Genomic DNA, 26,519 nt, shown 5'->3' on the forward strand with positions numbered 1-26,519 from the left:
CATGTCACTGGATTTCAACGACGAAACCTTTCGGGGCGACTATACATTCAAGAATTCGGCGAAAGCCATAAAGCGGTTTCCGTTCCCGTTCCCCGAAGACAGCTACATGTATTCGGTGAATATGGAACCGCATGTGCCGGGCGCTGTGGGATCGGTGTTCGAGTATATGTTCGATGTGGACGAGCATTATGTGGCCGAGATGCGCGACCGCGCGCAGGTTTTGGCCGACGATCCTTTGCGCTGCCAGTCGTTGCCGCATATGGAACTGGCGGGTTGGGATTTGCTGGAACTGATCATGGAGAGCAAGGCGCGGGATTATCCGCACTGGTTTTCACTGACCAAGGACGGCAACCAGTGGCACTGGATCAACCGGCCGTTGCAGATCGAGCAAAAGTTCACCTTCATGGATGCCTCCACCCTGCCTTACGGGCCGATGGAATACATCACACGGCAGACTCAGGGCGATTTTACCCTGCAAGATCAGCGCGATGACGATCTGTGGATCGAGGCCGGCATGGTGACAACCCAAGCCGACTGGTCACTCGATTTCGACATCGGCATGAGCTTCAAGCAATGGCACGCCCCGGTGCCATTGGCGCATCAGATGCATATCTTTGACCGTGCGCTGAAGTTCCTGCTGAAGCTGCAATATGGAGCACCCGTGCGGCGATTCAACTGGACGATGACGGTCGATTCGTTGCTGGATACTTCACCGGAGAATTACCCGAAATGGGGGCCGTCGAAAACCACCATGACGCCGGACAGCATCGGCCACCGCCAGCATTTGCGGGTGGAGTTGCAGACATTACACCGCTTGCCGAGATCAAACGCCATCGTGTTCCCGATCCGCTGCTATCTGATCCGGTTTGAGGAATTGGTGACGGTGCCGAAACGGGCGCGGCGACTGCACCGCGTGGTGCGGGATATTCCCGATGAACTGGCGACCTATAAGGGGTTTCTGCGCAACAAGCCGCTGATGCTGGACTATCTCGCGCAGTTTGACGACGGCACGCCCACCTCGCCGGGGTTTGGCGCAGAATAGCCCGTCTACGCCTGCTTGTAGGAAATAACCGACAGATAGCGGGCCGGAAGTTTTACCAGAATCTCTGGCCCGTGTTGGGCGTCGGCGTCGAAGAACAGACTATCGCCCGGTTTCAAATGGAAAAGCTGATCGCCATGACGATATTCGACCTCACCCTCAAGCATGTAGAGCAACTCGATGCCGTCGTGCTGGAAGGCCGGGAACACGTCGGATTCGGTGGTCAAGGTGATCAGATAGGGCTCTACCAGCACGCCGGAATCGTTCGATCCGATATGGCCGAGCAGGTGGTATTGATGGCCCGCGCGGGTGCCGCGCCGCTCGATTTCAATATGGTCGCCGGCCTTGACGTGCTGCACCTCGCGGCGTTCCTCGAAACCACGAAAGAACGAGGTGACCGGAGTGGAAAACGCGTGTGACAGGATTTGCAGCGTGGTCAGCGAGGGCGAGGTGATGCCGTTTTCAATCTTCGACAGCATGCCGATCGACAGCCCGGTGACACCTGCAAGGTCGGCCACCGTCATGCCTTGGGCGCGGCGAAATGCGCGGACAGAACGACCAATCGCCATCTCCAGATTGCGCTCGGACAATTCGCGGACCCGGTGCGGGTCTTGGTCGAAGGCCGGTTTGGCGCGCGGAAGGTTGGGTTCGTCGGTGTCGATATCCATTGGTTGCGCTCTTTGTGGCAGGGCTACCCTTGTTTACTACCGTGAAACACAATCTCACTCAACAGAAAATCTCCCCGTATGAACATCCACCGAGATACCGCGGCGACTTTGGGGTTTTTGCTGTTCCCCGGCTTTCCGATGGCCTGCTTGACCTCGGCGATTGAACCGCTTCGGGCGGCGAATGAAATCACTGGGCGGAAAGAATTTGCCTGGAAGCTGATTGGTGAAGCAGCCAGCCCGATCCGGTCCAGCGCCGAGGTGCGGTTTGACCCGGATGTGTGCTTAGGGGATGCGGTGGGGCTGGACTATCTGTTTTTCCTGTCGGCCCCGACCTCGCAATTTCAAAACCCCAAGCGCGGCAATGCGCAGGTGCGTTGGCTGGATCGCTCTGGCGTGGTCTTGGGCGGGTTTTCCGGCGGGATTTTTCCGCTGGTGCGCTCGGGCGTGATGGAGCGGCATGCGGTGTCGGTGCATTGGTGCTATGAGGCAGCGTTCAAGGGCGAATTCCCCGAGATGCAGGCGTCGCAGGCAGTGATCTTGCGGGATCGGCGGCGCTATACGGCGTCGGGCGCGGGGGCAGTGTTCGATCTGATGCTGCGGCTGATCGAGGAGCGGTTGGGGCGCGACACGATGACCGAAGTGGCCTGCTGGTTTCAGCATCCGTTCGTGCGCACCGAGGATGCGGCGCAGAAGGTGCCGGTGCAAAAGCAGGGCGGGACGGATGATATGCTGCCCGACACCGTGCGCGCGGCGATTGCGATCTTTGGCGAGAATATCGAAGACCCGTTGCAGATCGCCGATGTGGCGGAAGCCTTGGCTATGTCAGAGCGGCATCTGGAGCGCTGTTTCAAACAGGCAACCGGGCAAAGCCCGCTGAAATACTACCGCCTGATGCGGCTGCGCAAAGCCCGCCAGCGGGTGCTGTATTCGACGCAAAGCATCCGCGAGATCGCGCAATCGGTGGGCTATGCCAGTTCCACCCCGATGACCAAGCATTACGCCGAGGCGTTCGGGGTCAATCCGAATGACGAACGCCGTAGGTTGGTGGGGTTGCGGGGCTTGGCCGGGGCGATGCCGCCGCATGATTAGGGCGCGCGTTTTGCATAAAGGCCGGGGGTTTCACACCCCCGGACCCCTGTGGGATATTTAGGAACAGATGAAATTATAGGAGCGCTTTTGCCGCTGTTGTGAGCGCATGGTGCAGGCTGTGGGCTGATGAGCGCGGGCCGAGGATCGTCACTTCGGTTTCGCTGCGGCGGATGACGTAGCAGCCGAGATGGTCGATCACGGTGCGGGTGGCGGCCCCTACCCCGGCGCGGCGAAGGTCGTGGTTGCACAGGCGTTCGAACAACGCAGGCAGATCGCTGGCGGTGATGTCAAAGCGCACCCAAGCGTCGGTTTGTTCGGTGATCGAAGCTGCCTCGCCGAAGATCGGTTTCAGCTGTGCTGTGATGTCTTCATGCGTGATGAAGGCGGCCTCGATCATCCATTGCGCGGGGCCAAGCCAGATTGCGGCGTAGAGGGTGGCGGACAGGCTGCGACCGGGGCCGGGCAGCGGGATGCCTGCGGCTGCCGCGGCGCTTGCCACTTCGGCCTCGCGGCCAAGCCGGGAGGCGAGCGAGGCGAGGGCTGTGCCGGTATTCTCGGTGATTGTGACCGCGCCGATGGTTTCGGTGATCGGTGTGTCATGGCCCAAGGGTGTGAGGGATTTCAACGGATTAGCCACGAAGACGCTCCCCTTCCGGGTCAAAGAAATGCGGGCTGACGATTTCAACCTCGACATCGGTGTTCGCCAGCAGGTTGACACTGCGCAACCGCTCGCCTTTGCGGTTATCGCCGGATTTCAGATAGCCGAGGCCAATGGAATGGCCCAAGTGCGGCGAATAGACCACCGAGGTCAGCCAGCCGCCATCATTCGCGGCCAGTGCTTCGGCACCTTTGGCGAGGAAATGCGCACCTGCGGTGAGCGGTTGCGCCGGATCGACGGGCTTGACGCCAACCAAACGATAGCCGTTCGGCGCGGTCATGCCTTCGCGCTGGCTTAGCACCATGCCGATGCTGTCTTTCTTGCGCGACACCATTTTTCCAAGGCCCATGTTCAGGGCAGAGGATTGGCCGTTCAGCTCATTGCCCGCAACATGGCCCTTTTCCACCCGCATCACGCCCAGCGCTTCGGTGCCGTAAACCACCGCGTCAAATTCACGCCCAGCCTCAACCAAGGCCCGGATCATCGCGTCGCCGTAGCGGGTCGGCACCGCGATTTCATAGGCGAGTTCGCCCGAAAAGCTGATGCGGAACAGCCGTGCGCGGGTGCCTTGCACGGTGATCGCACCGCAGGCCATATAGGGGAAAGCCGCGTTGGAAATATCCTGATCGACCAGTTTCTCCAGCAGTTTGCGCGCGTTGGGGCCAGCCACAGAATACTGCGCCCAAGCCTCGGTGGTTGAGATCAGTTGCACATCCAGATCGGGCCACAACACCTGACGGCAGTATTCCAGATGGCGAAACACCGGCACCGCATTGGCGGTGGTGGTGGTCATCACATATTCGTTTTGCCCCAACCGCGCCGTGGTGCCATCGTCCATCACCATGCCATCTTCGCGCAGCATCAAGCCGTAGCGGACCTTGCCAACGGCCAGACTGCCGAAGGTGTTGGCATAGACGCGATCCAAGAAAAGCCCCGCATCGGTGCCTTGGATGTCGATCTTGCCAAGCGTGGTCACATCGCAAATCCCGGCGGATTTACGGGTTTGCAGCACTTCCCGGTCCACCGATTGCCGCCATGTCGTCTCGCCCGCGCGGGGCAGCCATTGCGTGCGCAGCCAGTAGCCGACCTCGACAAACACCGCGCCCTGTTCGGCGGCCCATTTGTGGCTGGGGGTTTGCCGAGTGGGTTTGAAATCATGGCCGCGTGCGCGCCCTCCGAGTGCGCCCATCGCGACGGGCGTGTAAGGCGGGCGGTAGATCGTGGTGCCGGTCTCGGGGATGGTCTTGCCGGTCAGCTCCGCCATGATTGCAAGGCCTAACACATTGCCGGTCTTGCCTTGATCGGTGGCCATACCAAGCGTGGTGTAGCGTTTCAGATGTTCGACCGAGATGAAGCCTTCCTGCTTTGCCAGCTTCACATCCTTGACCGTCACATCGTTCTGCTGATCAACCCAAGCGCGGCCTTTACCGGACTGGACATACCATGCGGGGGTCAGGTTCAGCGGGGCGTCTTCGGCCTTTGGCGCATCGGCGCTGGCTTTGATACCAAGCTCGGCGAGAGCGGACACGGCTTGCGCGGCCCCGGTGGTCAGGGCGGCATGGGTGGACATGGCACCCGCCGCCGCACCCGCACAGGACAGGCCCGCGATGCTTTCCGGCGCGGGGATGAAGGCGGCGATTTGGTCATCCCAGACCGGGCGGCCCCGGTGGTTTGAGGCGATGTTGAGGTTCGGGTTCCAGCCGCCCGAGACGCCGAGGGCGCTGACTTGCAGGGTTTCGGTTTGACCATTGGCGCGACGGATGGTGATAGATTTCAGACCTAAGCGGCCTGCGGAATCAATCACTTCATCGCCTTTGCGGGCGTCAATCAGCGTGACGCTCAGGCCTTTGGCTTTCAGGTCGGCGACGGTACGCAAGCCGTCGTCGTTGTTGGTGAACACGGCGACCTTTTCACCCACAGCCACGCCCCAGCGGTTGGCATAGGCACGCAAGGCACCCGCGAGCATGATGCCGGGACGGTCGTTGTTTTCAAACGCAATCGGGCGCTCGGTGGCACCAGCCGCGAGGATGGTGCGGGCGGTATAGATCCGCCACAGGATTTGGCGGGGTTGGCCGGGGAGGGGTTCGGCAAGGTGATCCGAGACACGCTCGACTGCACCATAGATGCCGTGATCAAACGCGCCCATGACGGTGGTGCGCGGCATCAGGCGGACGTTGGGCATTGTGCCGAGTTCAAGCACGGTTTTGGCCGCCCAATCGGCCCCTGCGGCACCGCCCACTTCGAGCGTTTCAGCGTTCAGACGGCCTCCCATGCGGAAGTCTTCATCGGCAAGGATCACCCGCGCCCCTGCCCTGCCCGCGGTCAAAGCAGCGGACAGACCAGCAGGCCCCGCGCCGATGATCAGCAGATCGCAGTGCAGGAAACCCTTGTCATAGGTGTCGGGGTCGTCTTGTTTCGACAGTGACCCAAGCCCTGCGGCGCGGCGGATGATCGGTTCGTAGATTTTCTCCCAGAACGCCGCGGGCCACATGAAGGTTTTGTAATAGAAGCCTGCCGCGAAGAACGGCGACAACCGATCATTGATCGCCATCGCGTCAAATTTCAGACTGGGCCAGCGGTTTTGGCTTTGAGCGCCGAGGCCATCGAACAACTCAATCACCGTCGCCCGCGTGTTAGGCTCTTGCCGCGCGCCGGTACGCAACTCGACAATCGCGTTGGGTTCTTCCGAGCCTGCCGAGATCACCCCGCGCGGGCGATGGTATTTGAAGCTGCGGCCCATCAGGCGGACGTTATTTGCGAGCAGGGCCGAGGCGAGGGTATCGCCCGGGTGGCCAGTATAGCTGACGCCATCAAAGCTGAAACGCAGGCTTTTGCTGCGGTCGATCTGACCGCCGGAAATACGGCTCATTTACTGCGCCCCTCGGCTCGGGCCACATCGCGGGCCATCTCGACTGCGGTAATTTCGTGTGTGACGGTGTTGCGGGTGACGACCAGCCAGCTGCGGTCGCCCTGCTCGTGATACCAAAGCTCGCGATGTGTCCCTGCTGGGTTGTCACGCAAGTATGTGTAATCGACGAACTTACCTAAAGCGCCCTCGGTCATGCCATCGGGGCGGTGCATCAGGGCGGCATCGCCGAGGTAGATAAATTCCTGGCTGTCGCGGGGCCCGAGCAGGGGGTGATTGATGATCATGCGAAATATCCTTTTCGGGTCCGCTCATCCGGCCTTGCAGCCGTCTTCGCTGGAAAAGCGAGGAGCGTGGCGCAGCGAGCGATGAGCGTATGGCGGCAAGACAACATCACGGCCTCAATGCAAATTCGGCTGGGCGCCCTGGCCCTTTTCGTCGATCATCAGGCCCTTGGCGAAACGATCAAAGCGGTAGGCGGTGGCGGTGGCGTGCGGCATGTCTTTGGCCAGCAGATGCGCAAACACAAAGCCGCTGGCGGGCGTCGCCTTGAAGCCGCCATAGCACCAGCCACCGTTGAAATAGAGCCCGTCGATATGGGTCTTGTCGATGATCGGGCTGCCGTCCATCGACATATCCATGATCCCGCCCCACATCCGCAGCAACCGCGCGCGGCCAATCATCGGCATCAGGCTCATGCCACCTTCCGCCACATCCTCGACCACCGGCAGGTTGCCGCGTTGGGCGTAGCTGTTGTATCCGTCAATATCGCCGCCAAACACCAGACCGCCTTTGTCAGATTGGCTGACGTAGAAATGCCCGGCGCCATAGGTGATCACACCGTCAATCAGCGGCTTTAAGCCTTCGGAGACAAAGGCTTGCAGCACATGGCTTTCCATCGGCAGGCGCATCCCCGCTCCGGCCATCACTTTTGACGACGACCCCGCCACCGCCACGCCAACCTTTTTCGCGCCAATGAACCCGCGTGAGGTTTCGACCCCCAGCACCCGACCACTCTCGATCCGCATCCCCAAAACCTCGCAGTTCTGGATGATATCAACGCCCCGGCTGTCCGCGCCGCGCGCATAGCCCCAAGCCACCGCGTCATGCCGCACCGTGCCGCCCCGCCGCTGCATCAAAGCACCCTTGATCGGGAAGCGGGCGTTCTCAAAATTCAGGAACGGATACATCGCCCGCACCTGATCCTTGTTCAAAAGCTCGGCATCTGCGCCATGCATGATCATCGCATTGCCGCGCCGGGTTGCCGCATCGCGCTGCGCATCGGTGTGAAACAGGTTGATGATACCGCGCTGCGACACCATGGCGTTGTAGTTGAAGTCCTGCTCCAACCCCTCCCACAGCTTCATCGAAAATTCATAGAACGGCTCATTGCCATCGAGCAGATAGTTGGACCGCACAATCGTGGTATTGCGCCCAACGTTGCCGCCGCCGATCCAGCCCTTTTCCAGCACCGCAATCCGCGCCTGTTTGAATTCTTTCGCCAGATAATAGGCGGTCGCCAGCCCGTGCCCGCCGCCACCGACGATGATATAGTCGTAAGCCGCTTGCGGGGCCGGGTCGCGCCACGCCGGTTTCCAGCCCTTATGCCCGGTCAAAGCCTCGGCAATCACCCTAAAACCCGAATAGCGCATCTGGTGTTCCTATGTCTTCCTTGCCTCCAATATGGTGCAGGCGAAGCCTGTCTGTGCTTTCATTCCCGACAAGCAATCTTTCATTTCAGACAAGCCCCAAGACGGCGATGCCTGCAAACACCACCATAGCGCCCAAGGCTTGCACCTTGGTCAGCGGCTCATGCAAGAACCGCCACGCCAGCAGAATTGTCACCAATCCAAAGCAGGACGAGGCCACCGACGCGAATTCGGGCCGCGCAAAACCGCCTGCCATCGTGACCGCCACCATGCCGCCGACATCCAAAGCTCCCATCATCAAAAGCGTCGGCCAGATTGCCAAAGCAGGTTTCAGATCAATGCGTTGCGCAACGACCCACACCAAGACACCGATGAAGCCCGCACACCGGGCAATCAGCGTAACCGGCAGATCAGCCGCCATCTCGGCGGCCTGATGCAGCAATTCAAAACTGACAGCAAAGCCAAGCGCCGCGATGATCGACCATAGGATAGCCGCGCGGGCGGTGCCCTTGGTCTCGCTGTTTTCGCCCTGCGCCACTACGGCAATCCCCGCCAAAACCGCTAATGATGCCAACCAAACCACCGGACCCGCCGCTTGCCCGCGCGCGACTGCAAACCCAACCGACAGCAGCGGAAAGGCCCCGCAAATCGGTGCCACCAACCGCACCGGTCCGATGATGAAAGCACGATACAGCGCATAGACGCCCAAAGCGTAGATCAGACCCGCGAAGCCACAAAACCCCAGCAGCGCGGGTGTGAAATCGCGCCATCCGTCTGACGAGGCGGCAAGCGGTGCCAGCAAAACCGCGCCAAACCCCAGCACAACCAGATACAGCGCTGCCGCGTCGGTGCGTGCCGCCACACGGCGGATGGTGAAATCGTGCAAGCCCCACAGAACTGCCGCCAAAAGCCCCAACATCAGTGATTGCACTTTTCCCTCCGGTTTTGTGGCATGCTAGCCGTGTAAATCACTTGCGCAAATCCCGCGCCGCGATATTCTTCAAAAGAAACAAATTTGCCGTATATGCAAAAGTGAGGCTCTGATGCTCGACTCATATCCGACAGTCCGCCCCGGCCCACCGCGCCCCAGCCAGATTCTGACGCCTGAACCTTTCGGCGCGAGATCGGGGCTTGAGCGATTTACGGTGCCCGGTGGTGGCGCTTGGCTGATCGCCTTGGGCGCGGGCGATCAGGTGCGCGTGGTGAACCTTGAGGGCGGCCAGCGCTGCGAATTGATCGCGGCGGATGATCAGGGGCGGGTTGATCCGGGGGTTCTGGGGGTCAGTGGCAATTCCGATGCGGCGGGACTGAAGGCGCTGCTGTCTGACGCCCGCGCGCCAGGTCTGGCCGGGCTGCGACTGGGTATTGAGCGGCGCGGCATTAACCTTTCAGCGGCACAGGCTGTGGCATGTTTTGGCGAAACCTCGCCTGCGGGGGATGAGCAAAGCTTTACCGCCAGCCGTGACGGCGTACTGATCATCGCCGCCCCCGGCAGCGCAATGATCCCTGCGGCGCAGGACACTTTGACGCCGATTGGGGTGCGGGTGCAACGCTCCACCCTGCTGGGGCTCCAGAAGTTTGAACTGCCTGATCCGCTGGCCACCCCGGTTTTGGATTTGCGGGTGAAGTCGGCGACGGCGGAAAGTTATTTCGTCAAAGCGGGCGATTACATCCAGATTATTGACGTAGAAGGTCGTCAATGCACGGATTTCCAATGCTTTTCCGCCCGCAAGCTGGACAAGGGGCTGGAACATCCGCTGGATGTGACCACCTCACGCACCCTGATGGGTCATGCCTATTCGATGCCCGGCCTACATGCGAAATACTACGACCAAGACTGGCTGCCGCTGGTCGAGGTGATCCAAGACACCGTCGGTCGACATGACGCCTTCGCCATGGCCTGTGCGTCAAAATACTATGACGAGATCGGCTATCCCGGCCATGTCAACTGCTCGGACAATTTCAACGCGGTCCTCGCCCCGCATGGCGTCACCGCCCGCCCCGGCTGGATGGCGGTTAACCTGTTTTTCAACACCAATATCGACGCCCACGGCGTGTTGATCGCGGATGAGCCGTGGTCGCGCCCCGGCGACTACGTGCTTTTGCGCGCGCTGACCGATCTGGTCTGCGTAAACTCCGCCTGCCCCGATGATACCTCGCCCGCGAATGGCTGGTATCTGTCCGACATCCATGTGCGCACTTATGACGGCGCGGAAACCTTCCAGCGATCTATAGCCCACCGCCCCACCCCGACATCGGAGCCTGTGATGACCAAAGAGACCGCTTTTCACGCGCGCATCGCCGAGAAAACCCGCAGTCTGGTAGAGTATAAGGGCTACTGGCTGCCGCAGACCTATTCCTCCAACGGCGCGATTGAGGAATACTGGGCCTGCCGCGAGAAAGCCGTGGTGCTCGATCTGTCGCCCTTGCGGAAGTTTGAGGTGACCGGCCCGGATGCCGAGGCTTTGCTGCAATATTGCCTGACGCGGGATGTGAAGAAGCTGTCTGCGGGGCAAGTGGTCTACTCCGCAATGTGTTATGAACACGGCGGCATGATTGACGACGGCACATTGTTCCGGCTGGGCCGCGATCAGTTCCGCTGGATTGGCGGCGATGATTACTCCGGCATCTGGCTGCGCGAGCAGGCGGAAAAGCTGGGGTTGAAGGTGATGGTGCGGTGCTCGACCGATCAGCTGCATAACCTCGCGGTGCAGGGGCCAAACAGCCGCGAGATCATGCGGCGGATGATCTGGACCGCGCCGCATCAGCCGACGATTGCTGAACTGGGGTGGTTCCGGTTCACGGTTGGCCGCTTGGGCGGGCCGGAGGGCGCTCCGGTGGTGGTGTCGCGGACGGGGTATACCGGCGAGTTGGGGTTTGAGGTGTTTTGTCACCCGAAAGATGGTGCTGCGGTTTGGAATGCGGTTTGGGAGAGTGGCGCGGATTTGGGGCTGCGGCCGATGGGGCTGGCAGCACTTGATATGGTGCGGATTGAGGCGGGGTTGATCTTTGCGGGCTATGATTTCAGCGATCAGACCGACCCGTTTGAAGCGGGGATCGGGTTTACGGTGCCTTTGAAATCCAAGACCGATGACTTTATCGGACGCGCGGCTTTGATCCGCCGCAAGGAAAACCCGCGCGACAAGTTTGTCGGGCTGGAAATTGACGCGGCGGTGGAGGTTGGGCACGGCGATGGTGTCCATGTCGGGCGGGCGCAGGTGGGGGTAGTGACCTCGGCAATGCGCTCGCCTTTGCTGGGCAAGAATATTGCCCTCGCGCGGATTGACCTGGCGCATGCGGAGCTGGGAACGCCGGTAGAGGTGGGGAAACTCGATGGCCAGCAGAAACGGCTGCCGGCGGTGGTGACGGCACCTTCGGCGTATGATCCGAAGAAAACTCGGCCGCAATCGTAGGGGGCGGGCATGGCTGCGGTGATTGATCGGATCGGCGGCGAGACGGCGGTGCGGGCGCTGGTCGAGCGGTTCTATGATCTGATCGAGACGCAGCCTGTGGGGCGGCAAATCCTGCACCTGCATTTCCGGGGGCACGGGATTTCCCACGTCAGGGCCGCGCAGTTTGAGTTTCTGTGCGGTTTCTTCGGTGGGCGGCGGGATTATATGGAACGGGTGGGGGCGCTGGGTTTGAAAGACATGCACGCCCATGTTCCGATCCGGCCCGAGGATGCCGAGGATTGGCTGACTTGTATGCGGCAGGCTTTGCAGGATGTGGGGGTTTCCGAGCCGGTTAGGGGGCAGATTTTCGGGGCTTTCCAGCGCGCCGCCCAGGCGCTGATCAACCGCGAGGCCGGCTCGGCTGCGGAGTAGTGTCCACGCGTGGACAGCGGGTGTGGGTTAGGGATATCAAGGGGTTAGGTGGGGGTTGTTAAGGGAATTTTAAGGTTTTGTCAGCGAAATGGTCGTAAGGCAACGACTGCGCAATCTTTTTGAAAGGGTTGAAGTGGAAAGCCAAGTGACAGGCAAGCAATATACGATACGGATATTCTTATGGTTGGTCGCGGTTCAACTGGTGTTGCTATACGTCGATATTTACAATGACATGCCTATTCTCGACGATGACGCAAAGTATGTTGTTCATGTTTTATCACGCTATCTTATTCCAGTCGCAATCGGCGTCGGGATATTTCTTCATATCATTGAATATGCAGGTGCGATTATAGCGCGTAGAAAATGAACGTCGCTGAACCTTGTGTTGCTGTGCATGCAGCAGTGTCAGCGGCTTTCGATTCCTTCCCAAACCAATCTGAAAACGCTCCTGCGGAGCGTTTTTCGGTTTGTTGGCCATAAGGCTGCAAGCCGTTGGGCAAGGGGTGTGGGGCAGCGCGCCGACATTTCAGAAATCGGGGCGCGGCTGCCTCGGTGGGCGCATTTTGCGCCTGCGGGGGCAGGCAGGCGCGGCCCGATTTGTTTTCGAACAAATCGGGCAAAAAGTCAGCGGTGTGAGGGATTATTGGGGTTGAAACAAGCGCTCTATCTCGTCCATCACATCGTCGATCAGCGCGCCGGAGCGGGCTTCGGGGCCGCAGAAGCGCATGATCCAGCCGTCACCGGATTTTCCCCGCCTTATGGTTAACCCCTGCTTCAGATGCAGCAGACGTCTGGGGCGGCTGGGGGTGGCGGCCGGTGGCTTCCTCGGAGGGGTCAAGCGACTCGGACAGGATCGGCAGCAGGGCTTGCCATTGGGTGGGCAGGGCGGAGCGGCGGTGGTCGCGCAAGGTCAGGTGGATCAGCTTGGACAGGCCGGCGCGCAGGGCGGCGCTGAGGCGGTGCATTTGGCGGCCGGTGAGGCGTTCGGGGGTGGCGATGGCGTCTTCCAGGTCTTCGACAACCTCGGCGAAGGCGCGCAGGCGGGCGCGTTTTTGACGGCTGGCGCTGGCGTGCAGGGTTTGGGTGGCATCGTCCAGCGTGTCAAAGATACCGACGCGGGTGGCGGCGAGCAGGGTGGCAGCTTTCCCGCAAGGGCTTGTCTCAGACCGGATTTCGTTCTCGGCGACCATATCGGCCATCGCTTGCGGGATGGTTTCGGGGCTGCGCAGGAAGGCTGCGATCTGCGTGAAGCTGCCGTTTTGGCGCAGGGTTGCAAGGCGCTGATGCGCGGTGAGGCGGCGCAGGCCGGAGATCAGGCCGTAGCGGAATTGGTCGGTGGGTTGCGAGAGTTTCCAGACCTCAACGGGCATGCGCAGGCCAGAGGTGGCGAGTTCTTGCAGGGCGTCCTCGTCAAGTTGGGTGCGGTCGCGCGGCAGCGCTTCGGCGTCGATTTCAGAGGTGGGGATGAGGATGTGGGGATCATTTTACGCTCCGATCGTTGCGGGATTGGAGCGCTTGGATGGTTAAGATTGGGTGGCGGGTGCGGGCGGTGAGGTTTCTCAGATGACCGGGGTGAGCAGCGGCTGGCCCGCGAAATAGGCGCTCAGGTTATCACGCATCAGCTGCCCCATGGCGCGGCGGGTTTGCAGGGTGGCGGAGGCGTGGTGGGGTTGCAACAGGGCGTTTTTCAGGCGGAGGAAGCGGGGGTTGATCTGGGGCTCGGACTCAAAGACGTCGAGGGCGGCTCCGGCGATCTGGTTGGATTCCAGAGCGTCGAGCAGGGCCACTTCGTCGACATTGGCGGCGCGGGAGATGTTGATCAGGAAGCCGTCGGGGCCGAGGGCTTTGAGAGTGGCTACGTTGATGATGTGGTGGGTTTGGGGCGTCGCGGCGGCGGTGACAATCAGGAAATCGGCGTGGGTGGCCAGTGCTATGGGGTCGGGAATGTATGTGTAGGGCAAGGGTTTTTCGTGGCGGGCAGAGTAGGCGATGTCCATCCCAAAACCTGCAAGGCGGGTGGCTACGTCTTGGCCGATGCGGCCCATGCCGAGGATGCCGGCTTTGGCACCCCAGACGCGGCGTTGCAGCGGGAAGCTGGCGGCGGTCCATGCGCCGGAGCGGGCGTGGTGGTCGGCGGCCGGGATTTGGCGGGCGAGGCTGAGCATCATGCCTAGAGCGAGGTCGGCGCAGTCCCCTGTCAATACGTCGGGGGTGTTGGTGACTTGGATCTGGCGCTCTGCGCAGAGGGTGAAGTCGATGGCATCATAGCCGACGCCGTAGATGGCGATCAGTTTGAGGTTGGGGCAAGCGTTTATGACCTCGGTGGCGACTCCTGCCCCGCCGTTGGTGGCGATGGCTTGGATTTTGGGACCGATTGCGGTGAGGTCGGGGCTTTGGTCGAGGTGGTGGACGTTGTAAGCAGCGTCCAGCGCAGTTTGGTCCCATGCGGGGAAGCTGGTGATCTGGAGGATGTGGGATTTGGGCAATTTGGCCTCCGGTTGACAGCAGGGGTTTGCGCTACCTAACTGGGGTGTGGGCGGGGTGTCGAGGGGGAACGGATGGGGCTGTTTGATCTGACGGGCAAGCGGGCGCTGATTACGGGTGCGTCGCAGGGCATTGGGCTGGCACTGGCGCGGGGGCTGGCAGAGGCTGGGGCGGCGGTGGTGCTGAACGGGCGCGATGCGGGGCGGTTGGAATTGGCTGTGGCGCAGGTGCCGGGGGCGCGCGGGCTGGCGTTTGATGTGACGGATTATGGGGCTGCGCGGACGGCGGTGGATGGGTTTGAGGCTCAGGTCGGGGCGATTGATATTCTGGTGAACAATGCCGGGATGCAGCATCGTGGGCCGCTTGAGGAGTTCCCAGAGGCAGCGTTTCAGCAGCTGTTGCAGCAGCTGTTGCAGCAGCTGTTGCAGACCAATATCGCATCCGTGTTCAATGTCGGGCAGGCTTGCGCACGGCACATGATTGCGCGCGGCGCGGGCAAGATCATCAACATCGCCTCGGTGCAGACAGCTTTGGCGCGGCCGGGAATTGCGCCTTATACCGCGACCAAGGGGGCGGTGGGGAACCTGACAAAAGGCATGGCTGTCGATTGGGCGCGGCATGGGTTGCAATGCAATGCGATAGCGCCGGGATATTTTGACACACCGCTGAACGCGGCTTTGGTCGCGGACCCGAGCTTTACCGAATGGCTGGAAAAGCGCACGCCTGCGGGGCGCTGGGGGCGGGTGGAGGAACTGGTCGGGGCTTGCGTGTTTCTCGCCTCGGCGGCGTCGAGTTTCGTGAACGGCCGATGTTTGTATGTCGATGGTGGGATTACCGCCAGTTTGTAAGGCGGGGGTTTGTGAGGGCTGATGAAGATCGTGCTGATGGGGGTGGCGGGCTGCGGGAAATCCTCGGTCGGGGTGGCTTTGGGGGCGGCGCTATCCCTGCCCTACCGCGATGGCGATGATCTGCATCCTTCCGCAAATATCGACAAGATGTCGCGCGGTGAGGCTTTAAGCGATGCGGATCGTTGGCCTTGGCTGGCGCTGGTGGGCCAAGCTTTGCGCGGGCCGGGGATTTTGGGCTGCTCGGCTTTGAAGCGGGCGTATCGGGAGTTGATTGACCGAGAGGCCGGTGGCGGAGTGGTGTTTGTGCATCTGTCGGGGTCGCGCGCGGTGATTGAGGCCCGGATGCGGGCTCGGACGGGGCATTTCATGCCGCCTGCCTTGCTCGACAGCCAGTTTGCCACGTTGGAGCTGCCCGTGCCGGATGAGCGGGCGGTGGTGGTGGATATTGATCAGCCGCTGGAGGCGGTGGTGGCGGAGATTGTTCTGAAGCTTCAGAGTCTTGAGCTGGCGGCTGGGGGCTCTCCCCCAGATCCCGAGATTGATCATAGCTAACGTAACTGGGGGATAATTGATGTCGGCGGCAACGGATTCAAATACTGAAATCATTTTTGTTCGGCTGCTGAACGAAGCAACGGACGTGTTTCGCCCGACAACGGCTATCGTCGTCGGCAATGGGAACTTCAAAATTCTTCCAACAGTGGACTATGATCCTAACGATGAGACTTAGGAATTCTTACCGGGCTCTATCGTCTCTTGCTCTTGGAAAGTGCTTTCTGGGTGCGAAGTGCGCATAGCAACAAATATTTAGACCACCGTAAGGGCAAATTTGATTTAAATTTTAGGGGCTTGGTTGGCGCTGGATGCTGCCTCGCAACTCCCGCTCTCTCATACTTAACTCTTTCACATTGGCAAAAATACTCCACGGGGGTCCGGGGGTGTGAAACCCCCGGCTTGACGGCTTGGTGCGGAGCATCCAAGAAAATCTTCGCCGTCGAGGCGGATCTTACACGATCACCATGTTCTGAATCTCTCGCGCCAGCCTCGCGGCCACCGGCGGCAGGATCGCGTCTGCGCGGGTCACCAAGCCGAAGGGTTCGACCTCGATGCCCAGATCAATCGCAAGTTCGGTGTAGGGGGCGTCGGGATGGGCGGAAAAGCTGGTCACAACGGCGCGGGCAAGCGGGGCTATGGCGTTGGATTGCTGGATCAACGCGAAGGTCAACAGGAAGGATGCTGTGGAGAGCCGTTGCGGCGGGCTCGGCATACCGCTGGCGCGCAGGCGGGCGTGGACGGCGCGCGATAGCAAGGATTCGGGCGGCGGCATCACCCAATCGTAGGACATCAGGTCTGTCGGTGTGGGGTTGGTGTGATTGGCAAGCGGATGGCCTTTGCGCACCACAAGGCTGACAGGTTCGGTGGCGATGGGGGTCAGGGTGAACAGATCGCGGGTCGGGCCTTCGGGCAGACGACCGATCACGAAATCCAGACGGCCCGCGAGAAGTTGCTCGCACAAAAGGTCTGACGGAGACACCACGACTTCAACTGTCACTTGCGGCGCTGTCAGGCGGGCGTTGCGCAACGTCGGCAGCACGCGGTCGATGGCGGGGCCGGTGACAGAACCGATGCGGACATGACCGCTGGTGCCGGACACCACTTCGGACATGTCACGGGCGGCGTCGCGCAGCTCCATCTGGATGCGCTGGGCGCGGGTCGCAAGGGCTTGGCCCACCGCTGTCAGCGACATGCCGCGCCCGGTGCGGTGATGCACGGGCTGGCCGACGATGCGCTCGACTTCCGCCAGCAGGCGCGAGGCGGCGGGCTGGGTAGAGCCGATCCGATCCGCCGCAAGGCTGATGTGGTTGGTTTCGGCCAAAGCCGCCAGCAGGCGCAAATGGCTCAATTTTAAGCCGCGTTGAATCAGATAATCGGCGGTTGGGGGTTTTGACATATCAATTCAGCCATGTGTCTATGCGATTTCATCATTTGACCGATATATTTACCTGTTGCAAGAGTGCCGCACGGTCTGGGAGGGCCAGCTCTGCCAACCGTCGGGTTATCGCGGCCAATGTGCCGCTTGGGAGGATACAGAATGCAAGTTTCAAGAAGGGCGCTTTTGGCGCTTGGCGGCGCTGCGGCGGCAACAAGCATCGTCGGTCTGCCAGCTTTTGCACAAGACAAAGGCACCATTGGCATTGCAATGCCGACGCAATCTTCGGCGCGTTGGATTTCGGACGGCAAGTCGATGGTGGATCAGTTCACCGCCGCCGGCTACACCGCTGATCTGCAATACGCAGAAGACGACATTCCGAACCAGTTGGCGCAGATCGAAAACATGATCACCAATGGCGTCAAAGCGCTGGTGATCGCGGCGATTGACGGCACCACCTTGTCGAATGCTTTGGACGCGGCCAACAAGGCTGGCATCAAGATCATCGCTTATGACCGTCTGATCCGCGATTCCGGTTCGGTCGATTACTATGCGACGTTTGATAACTTCAAGGTTGGCGTGCAGCAGGCGACTTCGCTGGTTGAAGGTCTGAAAGAGCGTTTTGCGGATACCAAGCCGTGGAATGTCGAACTGTTCGGCGGCAGCCCGGATGATAACAACGCGTTCTTCTTCTATGATGGCGCGATGTCGGTGTTGCAGCCGATGATCGACTCGGGCGAGATTGCCATTCCGTCGGGCCAATCTGGCATGAAGGTCGTCGGCACCCTGCGTTGGGATGCTGCCGTGGCACAAGCCCGGATGGACAACCTGTTGTCGTCGAACTACGGCGACAAGGTTCTGCACGGCGCTCTGTCGCCTTATGACGGTCTGTCGATCGGTATCCTGTCGTCTGTCAAAGGCGTCGGCTACGGTTCGGGCGATCTGAAAATGCCGATCGTCACCGGGCAGGATTGCGAAATCCCGTCGGTGAAGTCGATGATTGCAGGCGAGCAGTATTCCTCGATCTTCAAGGACACCCGCGAGCTGGCGAAAGTGACCGTCAAGATGGTGGATGCCGTACTGTCGGGCGCCGAGCCTGAAATCAACGACACCAAGACCTATGACAATGGCGTCAAAGTGGTGCCGTCGTATTTGCTGGAAAGCCAGCCGGTCAACGCCACCAACTATGAGGCTGTGCTGGTGACTTCGGGCTATTACACTGCTGATCAGCTGAAGTAAGCTAACCCCGTGCCCGTCTTTGGGCGGGCACGGGATTTAGGGGGGAATGATGGCAGCACTGTTGGAAATGCGGGGGATCAGTAAGGTCTTTCCGGGTGTTCGGGCGTTGGATAACGTGTCGCTTAGCGTGCAGCCGGGAGAGATCCACGCGATCTGCGGCGAGAATGGCGCAGGCAAATCCACCCTGATGAAGGTGCTGTCGGGGGTGTATCCGTTTGGCTCTTACGAGGGCGATATCATTTATGACGGCGAGACTTTGGCTTGCCGCAACATCCGCGACAGTGAGCATCGCGGGATTATCATTATTCACCAAGAGCTTGCGCTGGTGCCTTTGCTGTCGATTGCCGAGAATCTGTTTCTGGGCAATGAAGTGGCGAAGAATGGCGTGATCAACTGGGGCGAGGCCTATCAGCGCACCGAGGGGTTGCTGAAGAAGGTCGGGCTGAACGAACTGCCGACCACCAAGGTAGAAAAGCTGGGCGTCGGCAAACAGCAGTTGATCGAGATCGCCAAGGCCTTGGCCAAGGATGTGCGGTTGTTGATCCTCGATGAGCCGACGGCGGCTTTGCAGGAAAACGACAGCCAGAAACTGCTGGATTTGATGCTGGAGTTGAAGGCGCAGGGGGTGACGCAGATCATCATCTCGCACAAGTTGAACGAGATTTCCCGCGTGGCGGACCGGATCACCGTGATCCGCGATGGCGCTTCCGTCTCAACCATGGACAAGCACGAGATCACCGAAGACCGCATCATCCGTGACATGGTGGGCCGCGATATGGCGCATCGCTATCCGGAACGCACGCCCAATCCGGGGCCGGTGCTGATGGAAGTGAAGGGCTGGAACGTCTGGCACACCGAACAGGCCGAGCGGCAGATCATCAAGGATGTGTCCTTCAATGTGAAAAAGGGTGAGATCGTTGGCATCGCCGGGCTGATGGGCACCGGGCGCACCGAACTTGCGATGTCGATTTTCGGCAAATCCTATGGGCAGGGCCATAAGGGCTCAATCAAGATGCACGGGGCCGAGGTGGATGTGTCCACTGTGCCGAAGGCGGTCAAAGCTGGGATTGCTTATGTCACTGAGGACCGCAAGGGGCTGGGGCTGATCCTTGAGGAGCCGATTGTGAAAAATATCACCCTCGCCAATCTGGCCGGGGTGGCGATGCGCGGGGTGCTGGACAAGCGGCGCGAAACCCGTGTGGCCGAGGGCTATCGCAAGCAGTTGGCGATCCGCACGCCGGGGGTGCAGCAGAAGGTGGTCAACCTGTCGGGCGGCAACCAGCAAAAGGTGGTGCTGTCGAAATGGCTGTTCACCGAGCCTGAGGTGCTGATCCTCGATGAGCCGACGCGCGGCATCGACGTAGGCGCCAAGTTTGAGATTTACACCATCATGAAGGAACTTGCCGAACAGGGCCGTTCCATCGTGATGATCAGCTCGGAAATGCCCGAGTTGTTGGGGATGTGTGACCGGATTTATGTGATGAATGAGGGGCGCATCGTGGGGGAATTGGACCGTGCAGAAGCGAGCCAAGAGAAGATCATGGCGTTGATCCTGAAGGGCGAAGGGAAGGCTGCATAATGGCACAAGATCAAAAATCAGGCTCGGCTTTGGGCGATCGCTTGCGCGAAAATGGCATGCTTTTGGCGTTGGTCGCCATTGTGGCGCTGTTTTCTGTGCTGCTCGCCTATCAGGGCAAGACGTTTTTGCAGCCGCAAAACATCACCAACATCTTTCTACAGAACGGCCATGTGATCATCCTTGCCTTGGGGATGCTGCTGGTGATCGTGTCGGGGCATATTGACCTTTCGGTGGGCTCGGTTGCGGCGTTCACCGGGGCGGTAGCGGCCTATTTGACGGTTAATCTGGGGCTGCCGTTCTATGTGGTTATTCCCCTCACGCTGATCGTCGGTGGCTGCATCGGGGCGGTGCAAGGCTATTGGGTGGCGTTCTGGCGCATCCCTTCGTTTATCGTGACTTTGGCGGGGATGATGGTGTTCCGGGGCGCTACGATGTGGATGCTCGGCGGGCAGAACATCGGGCCGTTCCCGAAAGAATTCCAAGCGATTTCAAGCGGTTTCCTGCCGGATTTGACCGGGCTGGATAAGCCGCATGGCTTGACGGTGATCCTCGTGGTGCTGGCGATTGGCGCGCAATTCTGGCTGGGCTTCCGCGCCCGCGCCCGCGATGCCGAGTTCGGGATTGAACCTGAGCCGATGGCTTTGTTCATGGGCCGCACGGTTTTGATTGCAGCCGCCACGGGATTTGTGGGCTATCAGTTGGCGTTTCTGAAGGGCCTGCCGAACGTGCTGGTGGTGCTGATCGTGTTGACGGTGCTCTATGCGTTTTTTACTGAGAACACCACGATGGGGCGGCGGATTTACGCGGTCGGCGGCAATGAAAAGGCCGCGAAACTGTCGGGGATCAACTCGGACCGGCTGGTTTTCGCCTGCTTTGTCAACATGGGCGTGCTGGCTTCGCTGGCGGGGATGATGGTGACGGCGCGGTTGAACTCGGCGACGCCGAAGGCGGGCACCGGGTTTGAGCTCGATGCGATTGCCTCGGTGTTCATCGGTGGTGCTTCGATGACCGGCGGTTCGGGCAAGATCGTTGGCGTGGTGATCGGGGCGCTGATCATGGGCGTGATGAACATGGGCATGTCGATCATGGGCATCGGTATTGATTATCAGCAGATGATCAAGGGCCTCGTGCTGTTGGCCGCCGTGATCTTCGACGTCTACAATAAAGCGAAATAAGGCAGGAATATCATGCTGTTGTCTCAGATAGTTAATGCGGATGGGTCGCTGAGTGTGGTGGCCCGTGAAGGCTCCGAGGCGGCGGTGGTGCGCGGCGCTGTCAGCACCTATGCGCTGGCTATGGAAGCACTGGAGCAGGGTCGCGGTCTGGCTGCGGTGATCGCAGCGCGGGGGCTTGGCGAGGCGGTTGATCTGGTGGCACTGGCTGCGGCGGGTCGGCTGGCTTTGCCGATCACTCACCCCGATCTGACGCATATGCATCTGACGGGCACCGGGCTGACGCATTTGGGCTCGGCTGCGACACGCGATGCGATGCACGCCAAGCTGGGCGAGACGGCGGTTCTGACGGACAGCATGAAGATGTTCCAGATGGGGCTGGCGGATGGGCGGCCTGCGCCGGGGCAAGTCGGCGTGCAGCCGGAGTGGTTTTATAAGGGCAACGGCTACACGGCAGTGGCCCCCGGTGCCGCGCTAACCTCCCCCGGCTTCGCACTCGATGGTGGCGAAGAACCTGAACTGGCGGGGATTTACCTGATCGACGCCGATGGCACCCCCGCCCGAGTCGGCTGGGCTTTGGCAAATGAGTTTTCCGACCATGTGACCGAGCGGATCAACTATCTGTTCCTCGCCCATTCCAAGCTGCGCGAGGCGTCGTTTGGGCCGGAGCTGTTGGTGGGCGATCTGCCGCTCGATGTGCGCGGGGCGAGCCGGATTTACCGCGATGGCAAGGCGATCTTCGACAAGCCGTTCCTGTCGGGTGAGGCGAACATGTCGCATACATTTGCGAACCTGGAGCATCACCATTTCAAATACGCTCTGTTTCGCCAACCGGGCGATCTGCATGTGCATATGTTTGGCACCGCGACGTTGAGTTTTGCCGAGGGGCTGACTGTGCTGCCCGGCGATACTTTTGAAATTCAGGTGGACGCCTTTGGTCTGCCGCTGCGCAATACATTGGCCGTTGCCCCTGCCCTGTCGGGTGCGGTGAACGTCAAACAACTCTGAGGATAACATGACTTTTAAGCCTGCCGCATGGCCCCGCAAACTGCGCTCGCAAACCTGGTTCGGCGGCACGTCGAAGGACAATATCTATCACCGTGGCTGGATGAAAAACCAAGGCTTCCCGCCGGATTTGTTCGATGGTCGCCCGGTGATCGGCATCCTGAACACATGGTCAGAACTGACCCCCTGCAACGCCCATCTGCGCGATCTGGCCGAGCGGGTAAAGCATGGCATCTATGAGGCCGGGGGTTTTCCGGTGGAAGTCCCGGTGTTTTCGGCATCCGAATCCGCCTTCCGCCCCACCGCAATGATGTTCCGCAATCTGGCGGCGATGGCAGTGGAAGAAGCCATGCGCGGCCAGCCGATGGATGGCTGCGTGCTGATGGTCGGCTGCGACAAGACCACGCCTTCTTTGCTGATGGCCGCCGCCAGCACCGATATTCCGTCGATCGTTGTCACCGGCGGGCCGATGCTCAACGGCTATTACAAGAACGAACGTGTCGGCTCCGGCACCCATCTGTGGAAGTTTTCCGAGGCCGTGAAGGCTGGCACGATGACCAAAGAGGAGTTTGTTGACGCCGAAGCCTCGATGAGCCGCTCTCCGGGGTCGTGCAACACGATGGGGACGGCGTCCACCATGGCCTCGATGGCTGAAGCGTTGGGCATGGCTCTGTCCGGCAATGCGGCGATCCCTGCTGTGGATTCTCGGCGTCGCGTGATGGCGCAGCTGACCGGGCGGCGGATTGTGCAGATGGTCAAGGATGATCTGAAGCCGTCCGATATCATGAAGAAAGAAGCGTTTGAGAATGCCATTCGCACCAATGCGGCGATTGGCGGCAGCACCAACGCGGTGATCCACCTGCTTGCGATTGCGGGCCGGGTTGGCATTGATCTGACGCTGGAAGACTGGGACCGCTGCGGCCGCGATGTGCCGACGATTGTGAATCTGATGCCGTCGGGGAAATACCTGATGGAGGAATTTTTCTACGCAGGCGGCCTGCCAGTGGTGATCAAGCGGCTGGGCGAGGCTGGGCTGTTGCACAAAGATGCGCTGACGGTTTCCGGCGAGACAGCTTGGGAGCAGGTCAAGGATGTGGTCAACCACAACGATGACGTGATCCTGCCTGCCGACAAGGCGCTTGCGCAATCGGGCGGCGTGGTGGTGGTGAAGGGCAATCTCGCCCCCAAGGGTGCTGTGCTGAAACCCTCGGCTGCAACCGCCGCTTTGCTGACCCACCGGGGTCGCGCAGTGGTGTTTGAGGATATCGACGATTACAAAGCCAAGATCAACGATGAGGATCTCGACATCGACGAGACCTGCATCATGGTCTTGAAAAACTGCGGGCCAAAGGGCTATCCGGGCATGGCAGAGGTCGGCAACATGGGTCTGCCGCCGAAAATCCTGCGCCGCGGCATCACCGATATGGTGCGCATCTCCGACGCGCGGATGTCGGGGACGGCTTACGGCACGGTGGTGCTGCACACCTCGCCGGAAGCGGCGGCGGGTGGGCCTTTGGCTGTGGTGCAGAACGGCGATTTCATCGAGTTGGATGTGCCGAACCGCCGCCTGCATCTGGATATTTCCGACGCCGAACTGACGGCGCGGCTGGCGAAATGGGTGCCAATCCATCCGCTTTATGAAAGCGGCTACGGCTGGCTGCACCAGCGCCATGTTGAAGGTGCCGATACCGGGGCCGACCTCGATTTTCTGAAAGGCGCGCGCGGCAATGCGGTGGGCAAGGATTCGCATTGATGCCCAATCCCATGAAAGTCGCACTGGTTGGCATCGGCAAGATTGCCATTGATCAGCATGTTCCGGCGATTGCCAATTCCCCGGATTGGGAGTTGGCGGCGACGGTGTCGCGCAAAGGTTCGGTTGACGGGGTGGAGGCGTTTGACGATTTCGCGGCGTTTCTTTCGGCGCGACCCGATGTGACGGTGGTGTCTTTGTGCCTGCCGCCGGTGCCTCGGTTCGACTATGCCGAGGCGGCTTTGCTGGCGGGGCGGCACGTGATGTTGGAAAAACCCCCCGGCGCGACTTTGGCGGAAGTTCATGCCTTACAGGCACTTGCGGCTGCAAAGGGCCTGACGTTGTACACCACATGGCACAGCCGGATGGCCCATGCCGTCGCTCCGGCCAAGGCTTGGCTGGCGGATAAAGCGATCCTGCGCGCTCATATCACCTGGCGCGAAGATGTGCGCAAATGGCATCCGGGGCAGGATTGGGTGTTTGAACCGGGCGGCATGGGCGTGTTCGATCCAGGCATAAATGCGTTGTCGATCCTGACCGAAATCTTGCCTGCGCCCGTGCATCTGACGGCTGCCAGCCTTGAGTTTCCGTCGAACCGCCAGACCCCGATTGCAGCCAAGCTGACCTTCTCGGGCCATGTCACCGCTCATTTTGACTGGCGGCAAACCGGGCCGCAAACGTGGGATATCGAGGTAGAAACCGACCAAGGCGCGATGGCCCTGCGGATGGGCGGCAATGTGCTGGAAATCGCCGGGCAAGCCTCAGCGGGCGAGAATACCATTATGGGCGAATATCCGGCGCTGTATAAGCGGATGGCCGAACTGGTCGCTACAAACACCATCGAAGTCGATCTCGCCCCTATGGTCCACGTCGCCGACGCGCTCACATTAGGCCGCCGCATTGAAACCGAGGCCTTCGACTTCTAATTTCACATTGGCACAAATACTCCACGGGGGTCTGGGGGTGTGAAACCCCCAGCCTGCGTTGAAAGGAAACCACCATGCTGACTGGCAAACACCTTATCGCAGGCAACTGGGTTGCGGGCGATGCAAGCTTCCTCTCCTCTCCGGCGACGGGCGAGGCTTTGGCTTTCGCCGTCGGCACCCCGGCGCATGTCGATGCGGCGGCGCAGGGGGCCGAGGCGGCCTATCCTTCGTATTCGGGCTTAAGCCGCGAGGCGCGGGCAGCGTTTTTGGACAAGATCGCCGAGGAAATTGACGCGCGGGGGGCCGAGATCACCGCGATTGGCACTTCGGAAACCGGGCTTCCCGCGGCGCGGCTGGAGGGTGAGCGTGGGCGCACGACGGGGCAGCTTCGGCTGTTCGCAAACCATATCCGCAAGGGTGAGTATCTGGATCGGCGCTTTGATGCGGCGCAACCCGATCGCGCCCCAGCCCCCCGCCCGGAAATCCGCATGATGCAGGTGCCGGTGGGTCCGGTTGCGGTGTTCGGTGCGTCAAACTTCCCGCTTGCGTTTTCCACAGCGGGCGGCGATACGGCATCAGCTTTGGCTGCGGGCTGTCCAGTGGTGGTCAAGGGCCATTCGGCGCATCCCGGCACCGGCGAGATTGTGGCCCAAGCCATTGATGCGGCGATCAAAGCGCATGGCCTGCATCCGGGGGTGTTTTCCTTGGTGCAGGGTGGCAACCGCGATGTCGGCGAGGCTTTGGTGCAGCATCCGTTGATCAAGGCGGTGGGCTTTACCGGGTCTTTGGGCGGCGGTCGGGCGTTGTTTGACCTCTGCGCGCGCAGGCCGGAACCGATCCCGTTCTTTGGCGAGTTGGGCTCGGTCAACCCGATGTTCCTGCTGCCTGCGGCGGTGGCGGCACGCGGCGAGGCACTGGCGGCTGGTTGGGCCGGGTCTTTGACGATGGGGGCTGGCCAGTTCTGCACCAATCCCGGCATCGCGGTGGTGGTGGACGGGGTGGAAGCTCAGGCGTTTATCGACGCAGCCAAGGCTGGGCTGGCGAAAGTTGGCGCGCAGACCATGCTGACCGATGGTATTGCGCAGGCCTATCGCGCCGGTCGTGACCGCGTGGCAGCAGCGGCGGGTGTGCAATCGGTGCTGACCTCGGTTTGCGATATGCGGCAGGCGACGCCCTATCTGTTCGAGGTTTCCGGCGCGGATTGGCTGGCCAATCATGCTTTGGGCGAGGAAGTCTTTGGGCCATTGGGGCTGGTGGTGCGGGTGGCGGATTTCGCGGAAATGCAGGCGGTGGCAAGTGCGTTGCAGGGCCAGTTGACCTGCACTTTGCAGATTGATCCGGCGGATTACCCAGCCGCGCGGCTGCTGTTGCCAGTGCTGGAGCGCAAAGCGGGGCGGGTTCTTGCCAACGGCTTCCCCACCGGGGTGGAAGTGGTCGATGCGCAGGTGCATGGCGGGCCTTATCCGGCTTCGACCAACTTTGGCGCGACCTCTGTAGGCACCTTGTCGATCCGGCGCTGGTTGCGTCCGGTGGCGTTTCAGAACCTGCCGGCCGAGTTGTTTCCGGCGGATTTAGTCTGACACCAAGGCCAAACTGACCCAACAAAAGCCTATCGGCACATCGTGCAGATAGGCTTTTTCGGCCAAAATCTGCACAAACTCCGCAACCAAATCAACATTTAGAGCAAGTCACCTTCAATCGGGACCATATCCTGCGGCTTTGAAGTAGTTTCTGCATTCCTGGCTATGGAATAGATCGCAGACTGCACCGACGGCGGTCCAGAGGGCTTGGTACGT

At 60.7% G+C, this 26,519-nt stretch carries 22 protein-coding genes; 13 read left to right on the forward strand and 9 right to left on the reverse strand.

Annotated elements, in window-relative coordinates:
- Position 1 precedes the first annotated feature (1 nt).
- Complete coding sequence (locus tag ACP7AP_RS17565; protein ID WP_426036140.1) at positions 2 to 1,042, forward strand: heme-dependent oxidative N-demethylase family protein; 1,041 nt, start codon at positions 2 to 4, stop codon at positions 1,040 to 1,042.
- A 5-nt stretch (positions 1,043 to 1,047) separates the two neighbouring features.
- Here ACP7AP_RS17565 and ACP7AP_RS17570 read toward each other — a convergent pair whose 3' ends face one another.
- Entirely contained in the window at positions 1,048 to 1,707 is a 660-nt protein-coding gene (locus ACP7AP_RS17570; protein WP_426036142.1) for a helix-turn-helix domain-containing protein, read from the reverse strand.
- Between the two features lie 78 nt (positions 1,708 to 1,785).
- On the opposite strand from ACP7AP_RS17570, the gene ACP7AP_RS17575 reads away from it, so the two are divergent.
- The gene (locus ACP7AP_RS17575) at positions 1,786 to 2,796 is read left to right on the forward strand and encodes a GlxA family transcriptional regulator (RefSeq protein WP_426036144.1); all 1,011 of its coding nucleotides are present in this window, start codon (positions 1,786 to 1,788) and stop codon (positions 2,794 to 2,796) included.
- 73 nt (positions 2,797 to 2,869) lie between these two features.
- Here the strand turns inward: ACP7AP_RS17575 and ACP7AP_RS17580 are convergent, their stop codons facing one another.
- The 5 genes from ACP7AP_RS17580 to ACP7AP_RS17600 form a co-directional block, all read right to left on the reverse strand.
- Positions 2,870 to 3,433, reverse strand: coding sequence for a sarcosine oxidase subunit gamma (locus ACP7AP_RS17580; protein WP_426036146.1), 564 nt, complete (start codon positions 3,431 to 3,433; stop codon positions 2,870 to 2,872).
- Positions 3,426 to 6,323, reverse strand: a complete 2,898-nt coding sequence (locus ACP7AP_RS17585) for a sarcosine oxidase subunit alpha family protein (RefSeq protein WP_426036148.1) — start codon at positions 6,321 to 6,323, stop codon at positions 3,426 to 3,428. Before ACP7AP_RS17585 ends, ACP7AP_RS17580 begins: the two co-directional genes overlap by 8 nt.
- Positions 6,320 to 6,607: a sarcosine oxidase subunit delta gene (locus tag ACP7AP_RS17590; protein WP_426036150.1), complete on the reverse strand. Its 288-nt coding sequence runs from the start codon at positions 6,605 to 6,607 to the stop codon at positions 6,320 to 6,322. Before ACP7AP_RS17590 ends, ACP7AP_RS17585 begins: the two co-directional genes overlap by 4 nt.
- A 114-nt stretch (positions 6,608 to 6,721) precedes the next feature.
- Positions 6,722 to 7,972, reverse strand: a complete 1,251-nt coding sequence (locus ACP7AP_RS17595) for a sarcosine oxidase subunit beta family protein (protein WP_426036152.1) — start codon at positions 7,970 to 7,972, stop codon at positions 6,722 to 6,724.
- Positions 7,973 to 8,057: 85 nt separating this feature from the next.
- Positions 8,058 to 8,900 (reverse strand): EamA family transporter, encoded by an 843-nt coding sequence (locus ACP7AP_RS17600; protein WP_426036154.1) that lies wholly within the window; start codon positions 8,898 to 8,900, stop codon positions 8,058 to 8,060.
- A 112-nt stretch (positions 8,901 to 9,012) separates the two neighbouring features.
- Between ACP7AP_RS17600 and ACP7AP_RS17605 the strand changes: the two genes are divergently transcribed.
- Both ACP7AP_RS17605 and ACP7AP_RS17610 read left to right on the forward strand, forming a co-directional pair.
- Positions 9,013 to 11,382 (forward strand): DUF1989 domain-containing protein, encoded by a 2,370-nt coding sequence (locus tag ACP7AP_RS17605; RefSeq protein ID WP_426036156.1) that lies wholly within the window; start codon positions 9,013 to 9,015, stop codon positions 11,380 to 11,382.
- 9 nt (positions 11,383 to 11,391) lie between these two features.
- A complete protein-coding gene (locus ACP7AP_RS17610) occupies positions 11,392 to 11,793 on the forward strand; it encodes a group II truncated hemoglobin (protein ID WP_426036158.1) in 402 nt (133 codons plus the stop codon).
- Between the two features lie 737 nt (positions 11,794 to 12,530).
- On the opposite strand, the gene ACP7AP_RS17615 is transcribed toward ACP7AP_RS17610, so the two are convergent.
- Complete coding sequence (locus ACP7AP_RS17615) at positions 12,531 to 13,163, reverse strand: hypothetical protein (protein ID WP_426036160.1); 633 nt, start codon at positions 13,161 to 13,163, stop codon at positions 12,531 to 12,533.
- A 189-nt stretch (positions 13,164 to 13,352) separates the two neighbouring features.
- Complete coding sequence (locus ACP7AP_RS17620; protein WP_426036162.1) at positions 13,353 to 14,279, reverse strand: 2-hydroxyacid dehydrogenase; 927 nt, start codon at positions 14,277 to 14,279, stop codon at positions 13,353 to 13,355.
- 72 nt (positions 14,280 to 14,351) lie between these two features.
- Between ACP7AP_RS17620 and ACP7AP_RS17625 the strand changes: the two genes are divergently transcribed.
- Positions 14,352 to 15,125 (forward strand): SDR family oxidoreductase, encoded by a 774-nt coding sequence (locus ACP7AP_RS17625; protein WP_426036164.1) that lies wholly within the window; start codon positions 14,352 to 14,354, stop codon positions 15,123 to 15,125.
- 21 nt (positions 15,126 to 15,146) lie between these two features.
- Complete coding sequence (locus tag ACP7AP_RS17630; protein ID WP_426036166.1) at positions 15,147 to 15,677, forward strand: gluconokinase; 531 nt, start codon at positions 15,147 to 15,149, stop codon at positions 15,675 to 15,677.
- 451 nt (positions 15,678 to 16,128) lie between these two features.
- Here ACP7AP_RS17630 and ACP7AP_RS17635 read toward each other — a convergent pair whose 3' ends face one another.
- Entirely contained in the window at positions 16,129 to 17,073 is a 945-nt protein-coding gene (locus ACP7AP_RS17635; protein ID WP_426036168.1) for a LysR family transcriptional regulator, read from the reverse strand.
- 141 nt (positions 17,074 to 17,214) lie between these two features.
- Between ACP7AP_RS17635 and chvE the strand changes: the two genes are divergently transcribed.
- The 7 genes from chvE to ACP7AP_RS17670 all read left to right on the forward strand — a co-directional run bounded on the left by chvE (position 17,215) and on the right by ACP7AP_RS17670 (position 26,303).
- On the forward strand, positions 17,215 to 18,291 hold the full coding sequence (gene chvE, locus ACP7AP_RS17640; protein WP_426036170.1) for a multiple monosaccharide ABC transporter substrate-binding protein: 1,077 nt from the start codon (positions 17,215 to 17,217) through the stop codon (positions 18,289 to 18,291).
- A 49-nt stretch (positions 18,292 to 18,340) separates the two neighbouring features.
- Entirely contained in the window at positions 18,341 to 19,870 is a 1,530-nt protein-coding gene (gene mmsA, locus ACP7AP_RS17645) for a multiple monosaccharide ABC transporter ATP-binding protein (protein ID WP_426036172.1), read from the forward strand.
- Positions 19,870 to 21,045, forward strand: a complete 1,176-nt coding sequence (gene mmsB, locus ACP7AP_RS17650) for a multiple monosaccharide ABC transporter permease (RefSeq protein WP_426036174.1) — start codon at positions 19,870 to 19,872, stop codon at positions 21,043 to 21,045. The genes mmsA and mmsB overlap by 1 nt, the downstream gene beginning before the upstream one ends.
- Before the next feature lie 12 nt (positions 21,046 to 21,057).
- Positions 21,058 to 22,050, forward strand: coding sequence for an AraD1 family protein (gene araD1 / locus ACP7AP_RS17655; protein ID WP_426036176.1), 993 nt, complete (start codon positions 21,058 to 21,060; stop codon positions 22,048 to 22,050).
- Positions 22,051 to 22,057: 7 nt separating this feature from the next.
- Positions 22,058 to 23,800, forward strand: a complete 1,743-nt coding sequence (gene araD, locus ACP7AP_RS17660; protein WP_426036178.1) for an L-arabinonate dehydratase — start codon at positions 22,058 to 22,060, stop codon at positions 23,798 to 23,800.
- Positions 23,801 to 23,811: 11 nt separating this feature from the next.
- The gene (locus ACP7AP_RS17665; protein WP_426036184.1) at positions 23,812 to 24,723 is read left to right on the forward strand and encodes a Gfo/Idh/MocA family protein; all 912 of its coding nucleotides are present in this window, start codon (positions 23,812 to 23,814) and stop codon (positions 24,721 to 24,723) included.
- A 74-nt stretch (positions 24,724 to 24,797) separates the two neighbouring features.
- On the forward strand, positions 24,798 to 26,303 hold the full coding sequence (locus ACP7AP_RS17670; protein ID WP_426036180.1) for an aldehyde dehydrogenase (NADP(+)): 1,506 nt from the start codon (positions 24,798 to 24,800) through the stop codon (positions 26,301 to 26,303).
- Positions 26,304 to 26,519 lie beyond the last annotated feature (216 nt).

The sequence above is a fragment of the Cypionkella sp. TWP1-2-1b2 genome (assembly GCF_049896245.1).
In the GTDB taxonomy this organism is placed as follows: domain Bacteria; phylum Pseudomonadota; class Alphaproteobacteria; order Rhodobacterales; family Rhodobacteraceae; genus Cypionkella.

Coding starts and splice junctions, on each gene's coding strand:
- ACP7AP_RS17565 (WP_426036140.1), top strand. CDS start 2: ATGTCACTGGATTTCAACGACGAAACCTTTCGGGGCGACTATACATTC.
- ACP7AP_RS17570 (WP_426036142.1), bottom strand. CDS start 1,707: ATGGATATCGACACCGACGAACCCAACCTTCCGCGCGCCAAACCGGCC.
- ACP7AP_RS17575 (WP_426036144.1), top strand. CDS start 1,786: ATGAACATCCACCGAGATACCGCGGCGACTTTGGGGTTTTTGCTGTTC.
- ACP7AP_RS17585 (WP_426036148.1), bottom strand. CDS start 6,323: ATGAGCCGTATTTCCGGCGGTCAGATCGACCGCAGCAAAAGCCTGCGT.
- ACP7AP_RS17590 (WP_426036150.1), bottom strand. CDS start 6,607: ATGATCATCAATCACCCCCTGCTCGGGCCCCGCGACAGCCAGGAATTT.
- ACP7AP_RS17595 (WP_426036152.1), bottom strand. CDS start 7,972: ATGCGCTATTCGGGTTTTAGGGTGATTGCCGAGGCTTTGACCGGGCAT.
- ACP7AP_RS17605 (WP_426036156.1), top strand. CDS start 9,013: ATGCTCGACTCATATCCGACAGTCCGCCCCGGCCCACCGCGCCCCAGC.
- ACP7AP_RS17610 (WP_426036158.1), top strand. CDS start 11,392: ATGGCTGCGGTGATTGATCGGATCGGCGGCGAGACGGCGGTGCGGGCG.
- ACP7AP_RS17615 (WP_426036160.1), bottom strand. CDS start 13,163: ATGCCCGTTGAGGTCTGGAAACTCTCGCAACCCACCGACCAATTCCGC.
- ACP7AP_RS17625 (WP_426036164.1), top strand. CDS start 14,352: ATGGGGCTGTTTGATCTGACGGGCAAGCGGGCGCTGATTACGGGTGCG.
- ACP7AP_RS17630 (WP_426036166.1), top strand. CDS start 15,147: ATGAAGATCGTGCTGATGGGGGTGGCGGGCTGCGGGAAATCCTCGGTC.
- ACP7AP_RS17635 (WP_426036168.1), bottom strand. CDS start 17,073: ATGTCAAAACCCCCAACCGCCGATTATCTGATTCAACGCGGCTTAAAA.
- chvE (WP_426036170.1), top strand. CDS start 17,215: ATGCAAGTTTCAAGAAGGGCGCTTTTGGCGCTTGGCGGCGCTGCGGCG.
- mmsA (WP_426036172.1), top strand. CDS start 18,341: ATGGCAGCACTGTTGGAAATGCGGGGGATCAGTAAGGTCTTTCCGGGT.
- mmsB (WP_426036174.1), top strand. CDS start 19,870: ATGGCACAAGATCAAAAATCAGGCTCGGCTTTGGGCGATCGCTTGCGC.
- araD1 (WP_426036176.1), top strand. CDS start 21,058: ATGCTGTTGTCTCAGATAGTTAATGCGGATGGGTCGCTGAGTGTGGTG.
- araD (WP_426036178.1), top strand. CDS start 22,058: ATGACTTTTAAGCCTGCCGCATGGCCCCGCAAACTGCGCTCGCAAACC.
- ACP7AP_RS17665 (WP_426036184.1), top strand. CDS start 23,812: ATGAAAGTCGCACTGGTTGGCATCGGCAAGATTGCCATTGATCAGCAT.
- ACP7AP_RS17670 (WP_426036180.1), top strand. CDS start 24,798: ATGCTGACTGGCAAACACCTTATCGCAGGCAACTGGGTTGCGGGCGAT.